General features: G+C 74.9%; 6 protein-coding genes. 4 read left to right on the plus strand and 2 right to left on the minus strand.

Annotated features, from left to right (window positions below):
- Positions 1-322: 322 nt before the first annotated feature.
- The 4 genes from ABT160_RS46290 to ABT160_RS46305 all read left to right on the plus strand — a co-directional run bounded on the left by ABT160_RS46290 (position 323) and on the right by ABT160_RS46305 (position 4,136).
- Positions 323-1,564 carry a sensor histidine kinase gene (locus ABT160_RS46290; RefSeq protein WP_351656250.1) on the plus strand — a complete coding sequence of 414 codons (1,242 nt, stop codon included), beginning with the start codon at positions 323-325 and terminating at the stop codon, positions 1,562-1,564.
- Positions 1,561-2,205 carry a response regulator transcription factor gene (locus ABT160_RS46295; protein WP_351656256.1) on the plus strand — a complete coding sequence of 215 codons (645 nt, stop codon included), beginning with the start codon at positions 1,561-1,563 and terminating at the stop codon, positions 2,203-2,205. Before ABT160_RS46290 ends, ABT160_RS46295 begins: the two co-directional genes overlap by 4 nt.
- Positions 2,206-2,336: 131 nt before the next feature.
- Positions 2,337-3,497 carry an HBL/NHE enterotoxin family protein gene (locus ABT160_RS46300; protein ID WP_351656259.1) on the plus strand — a complete coding sequence of 387 codons (1,161 nt, stop codon included), beginning with the start codon at positions 2,337-2,339 and terminating at the stop codon, positions 3,495-3,497.
- A 180-nt stretch (positions 3,498-3,677) separates the two neighbouring features.
- The gene (locus ABT160_RS46305; RefSeq protein ID WP_351656261.1) at positions 3,678-4,136 is read left to right on the plus strand and encodes a CS1 type fimbrial major subunit; all 459 of its coding nucleotides are present in this window, start codon (positions 3,678-3,680) and stop codon (positions 4,134-4,136) included.
- On the opposite strand, the gene ABT160_RS46310 is transcribed toward ABT160_RS46305, so the two are convergent.
- The gene (locus ABT160_RS46310) at positions 4,094-4,561 is read right to left on the minus strand and encodes a response regulator (RefSeq protein WP_351656264.1); all 468 of its coding nucleotides are present in this window, start codon (positions 4,559-4,561) and stop codon (positions 4,094-4,096) included. The two genes, ABT160_RS46305 and ABT160_RS46310, sit on opposite strands and share 43 nt — an antisense overlap.
- A gap of 280 nt (positions 4,562-4,841) precedes the next feature.
- A partial coding sequence (locus ABT160_RS46315; protein ID WP_351656267.1) for a hypothetical protein occupies positions 4,842-5,039 on the minus strand: 198 nt, incomplete at its 5' end.

The raw sequence follows: 5,039 nt of genomic DNA on the forward strand, positions 1-5,039 counted from the left end.
GGCGGGCGGCGGGCGGCGGGCGGCGGGCGGCGGGCGGCGGGCGGCGTGGTCGTGCCTCGATCCATGCTCCGGGCGGTGGAAGGGCCGGATCCGCGACGAAAGTGGCGCCGGGGCCGGGCGCCGGTGTGCTACCTCCGCCGCGCCGGGCGCCGGGGGCAGAACGGCCCTCCCGGCCGGGCCGGTGGTCCCGGCCTCCGGCGCCGGGAGCCTCTGGTCCGCCGGTGCGGGTGGTGGACACACTCGTACGGGGCGCTCTCCCCGCCCCGCGTGTCCCCCCGTACCGCTTCCGCCCCTTCTGCCCTTTTCGCCACCCCTGACACTCATGCCGAACGCCTCCCCAGTCTCCCTGCCTTCACTCCGGGCAGCAGGGCCGGAGCAGCCCGAAGAGGGCCTGCCCGAGGCCCCGTTGGGCCGTACGCCCTGGCGGGACCGGTGGCGGAGCCGGGCAGGCGCCCTGGCCGAGTGGTGGGCCCGCAGCCCCGCCTGGCTGCTCTCCCTGCTCACCGCCCTGCTCTCGGTCGTCCAGGCCGTGGAGGCGGTGGAGGGCGGGGTCTGGCGGGCGGCCTCCCTCCGCTACCTGGTGTGCGGGCTCGTGGCGAGTGCGCTGCTGGCCGCCAGACGCCGCCACCCCGTCCTCGTACTGCTCCTGGTCTCCCTGGTCCAGGGCCCCATCTCCCCCGCGGGCCTCTACCCGGCGACCCACTGCGCCCAGTACGGCCTGGGCAGGCGGGTCCGCTCGCTGCCGGTGCTGATCGGCTGCGCCGCGCTGTCCGTGCTGGCCCGCCCGCTGTGGATGGTCTACAACCAGCACTCGATCCTGGAGCTCGGCCTCGGCCTGGTGCAGGACGCCTGGCCGGTGATGCTCGGCTACGCCGTCGCCCGCCGCCGCGAGGTCGCCGCCCACTGGCAGGAGCGCAGCCGCCTGGCCTCGGAGGACGCCCGGCTGCGGGAGCGCCAGCGCATCGCCCGCGAGATGCACGACACGGTCGCCCACCGGGTGGGCAACATGACGCTGTTCGCCGACGCCCTGGCGCTGCGGCTGCCGGAGGCCGGGAGCCAGCTCGGCACGGTACGGGAGCAGGGCCGGGCCGCGCTGACGGAGCTGCGCGAACTGCTCGGCCTGCTCCGCTCGGAGGCAGCCGCGGCCGTCGAGGCCCGCCCCCTGGACCGGCTCCTGGACGACCTGGTCGCGGCGCACGGGGCCGCGGGGCACGACGTCGACTACGCACGCACCGGCACCCTGTTCGTACCGTCCGCCCACCGCCACGCCACGTACCGCATCGTGCAGGAGGCCCTGACGAACGCCGCCAAGCACGCCCCGGGCACCCGGGCCGTCCTGCGCGTCGACCACGACGGCGACCGGCTGGCCGTCACCGTCGACACCCCGCCGCCCCCGGCCCGCGCCGCGCGGACCCTGCCGGGCGGCGGCCACGGCCTCACGGGGCTCGCCGAGCGCGTCTCCCTGCTGCACGGCACGCTGACCACCCGCCGCCACGCGACCGGCGCGTTCACGCTGGCCGCCGTCCTGCCCGTACCGGCCGCCCCCGAGGAGGAGTCCCCGTGATCCGTCTGCTGCTCGCCGACGACAGCACCGTCACGCGCCAGGCCCTGGCCGCCGTCCTGGAGTGCGATCCGGAGCTGCACCTGGTGGCCGAGGCGTGGGACGGCCGCAGCGCGGTGGCGGCGGCCCGCGCGCACCAGCCGGACGTCGCGCTCGTCGACATCGACATGCCGGGCACCGACGGGATCGAGGCGGCGCGCGAGCTGCGCCTGCTGCCCGCGCCGCCCAAGGTCCTGATGCTCACCATGCTCGGCCAGGACGGTTACGTTGACGACGCGATCCGGGCGGGTGCCTCCGGCTACCTCCTCAAGGACACGCCCACCGAGCAGCTCCTCGCCCACATCCACACCGTCCACCACGGCCGTCACGTGCTCGACCCGGCCGTCACCGGAGGCGTCCTCAGCCGCATCGCCGCGTCACCCGCGCCGCCCGCCCCGGACGGGCCCCTGCCGCTGTCCCGGTCCGAGGAGGGCGTCCTGCGCCTGGTCTGCCGGGGGCTGACCAACCACGACATCGCCGGCCGCCTCGGCACCTCGGAGACGGCCGTGAAGAGCAAGGTCAGCCGGCTGATGACGAAGCTCGACGCCGACAACCGCGTCCAGCTGGCCCGCGTCGGCATCCGCGCGGGCCTGGACGACTACTGACCGGTGTCCCCCCGTCGGCGGCACGGAGGGCATGGCGTCGCGCCGTGGGGGTACGGGCGCCAGGAACGACCTTGATCCAACCGCGTCCGACGGGCTCCTGTCCGCCCCGCGCGTCAGCCCAGGGAGGCCCCATGACCAACGCCGTACCCTCCGACGCACCCCTCGTCCCGAGCGGCTTCACCGACGCCCTCGCGGGCACGTACGCGACGGGCGCCACGGTCCAGAGCTACTGCGCCACCGTCCTGGCCCAGCCCGACATCCACCTCAAGGACGTCACCGACACGGCCCCCGCGCAGCGCATGGTCCGCGGCCACGCCGCGTACTGGCTCAGCACGCTCAACCCGGCGGTCCGCAGGAGCTACGCGCGTGTGAAGGGCTTCGCGAACCTCTACGGGACGCTGTCCAATGCGGACGTCGACCGCCTCGTCGGCGCGCTGGGCACCCCGGAGGGCAGGGCGGAGTTCGCCGAGTTCGTCGCCGCGCTCCGGCAGGAGACCGAGCGGGCCGCGGGCGAGGCCGCCGAGACGTCCGCAGGCCTCGACGCGCTGGCCCGGTCCCTCGACGCCGACCTGAGCGGGTTCCGCTCGGTGGCGGCCGAGGCGCACGCCCGCTACGGCGCCGCCAACACCCGGATCCTCCAGCTCCTCGACGCCCTGCCGCAGTTCAACGACACGCTGCGCGACGTGGACGAGGAGCTGCTGGCCGCGGGCGCCCGGATGCCCGACGCCGCGGCGCCCCCGTTCCTCCTCGCGCTCGCCCAGGCGCCCACGGACGGCGCCCCGCTCGTCCGGTCCACCCCCACGACCACCGACGGCGTGCTCCTGACCCGGCTCGCCGCCCAGGTGAAGGCGCGCGAGGACGTCGACCACGAGTACGCGGCACAGCTCGCCGAACTCCACGGCCTCCAGCCCCAGTCGGCCGCCCTGCACCTGCTGGACGACACCTACCGGTGCCTGGCGCGCGCGGCGCTCTCGCTGGCGGCGCGGCTGGACGCGACGGCGCAGTGCTGGCACGCGCTCGGCGACGGCCTCGCCGGTCTGGTGGTGGTGGCCGAGGGCGGTGTCGACGCCGGGACGGAGGCCCTGTTCAGGACCCGGCTGACCGAGGCGCGCGCGGGCATCCGCGAACTGCACGCGGTCGCGGACCGCTACGAGACCGCCGACACGCTGCCGGTGGTCTGCGACGAGACGCTCACCCGGCTGCTGCGGCTCCCGGTCGGCTGGGCGTCAAAGGCGATCGACGGCGAGGTGTTCGCGAACTTCGTCGCCGAGCGACGCCCGCTGTCGGCATGACGGCGCGCCACTGAGGGGCGCGCCTGAGGGCGTCCAGGGGCGCCCGAGGGGGCGTGCGGACAACGCCGGTCCACCCGTCGCGTGAGGGGCCGGTTCCGGGGCACGCGGGTGGACGGACGTCCGCCGAGGAACCCTCCGCGCACACCGCGAGCCCTGGCGGCCGAAGGGAGTACGCGACTCATGAGCGAGCCACGCGACCAGCACTCCGTACGCGCACAGGTGAAGTTCCGCGTCGCCGCCGAGCAGGCACTGCAGCTGCTCGGGGCGGACCGGAGCGCGCTGCCCGAGGTCCTGGACTTCGACGTCAGAGCGGCGGACGGGATCCTTCCGTACCGACAGCAGGTCCGCTTCTTCAGCGAGGACAACAAGACGTCCGTCCGGGTGCGGCTCGACGGCGACGCCGAGCTGAAGCGGGTGGACGGCGGGGAGGACGACAAGGGCGTGCCCCTGCGGATCGAGCTGAACGGCCGCGTCCTGAACGCGGCGGGCGTGGAGTTCGCCGCGGCCGACCTCTTCGACGGCGCGCTGCCCGACGCGTCGCTCTCGCTGCCGCTCAAGGTCATGCAGGCCCGCCCCAGGGCCCTCGCCCCGGGACGTTACGAGGGGGAGGTCACCCTGGTGGTCAAGTACAGCCCCTGATCGACGGGCCCCGCCGCGCTGCGGTACAGGTACTCCACCTTGATCCGCAGCGCCCACGGGTCTATCGGCTTGACCAGCAGGTCCGCGACGCCCAGTTCCATGGCCTGTTCCGCGACGGCCGTCGTGGGCTCGGCCGCGCTGACCAGGACCACGGGGATGTCCGCCGTCGCCTCCAGCGCCTTGAGGTAGCGCACCACGTCCAGGCCGCCGACGCCCGGCATCAGCAGGTCGAGCACGATCACCGCGACGCCGCCGCGCAGCGCCGCCTTCAGGGCCTCGTCGCCGCCGGTGGCCCGCTCGATCGGGTGCCCGAGGGGCGCGAGAGCGCTCTCCAGGGCGAAGAGGTTGGCCTCGTGATCGTCGACGATGAGGATCCGCTGACCCGCCCCTGCCGCCCGGCCCCACTGCCCCATGTGCTCCCCCACGCTTCCGTTCGGTTCACGGCCGTCCCACCTGCCCGGACGATTCGCCGCCCGGGGCATGGACGCACCTCGCGCCCGTACGGTTCCCTCACACGGGCACACGTCTGCCCCCGATGCTCACCGGATACCCCCGACGGCGGCATTCACGCACACAGGATTCTCACATGCGGCCGGGCCGCGTCCCCGGCCGGTGTCGTCCTCGTGCGTACGCGGATCTCGTACGGACGCGGATGACGCCGACCGGGCGCGGCCCGGCCACGGTCAGTGGTGCGGACGACTCGCGTCAGCCGTTCGCCACCGTCTTGCTGATCTCGATGTCCGAGAGCGGGTCCCGGACGCGGTCCCCGGGCGGACCCGCGGGGTCGCTGTCGTTGTTGCCGGGGTTGGGGTCGGGGGTGTCGGAACCGGCGGTCGCGACGTTGCCGATGTCACTGCCGTCGCCCCGGTAGTTCGGGTCGAGCTTGACCTTGAACGTCCAGGA

It is taken from the genome of Streptomyces sp. NPDC001941 (genome assembly GCF_040296945.1).
Lineage (GTDB): Bacteria > Actinomycetota > Actinomycetes > Streptomycetales > Streptomycetaceae > Streptomyces.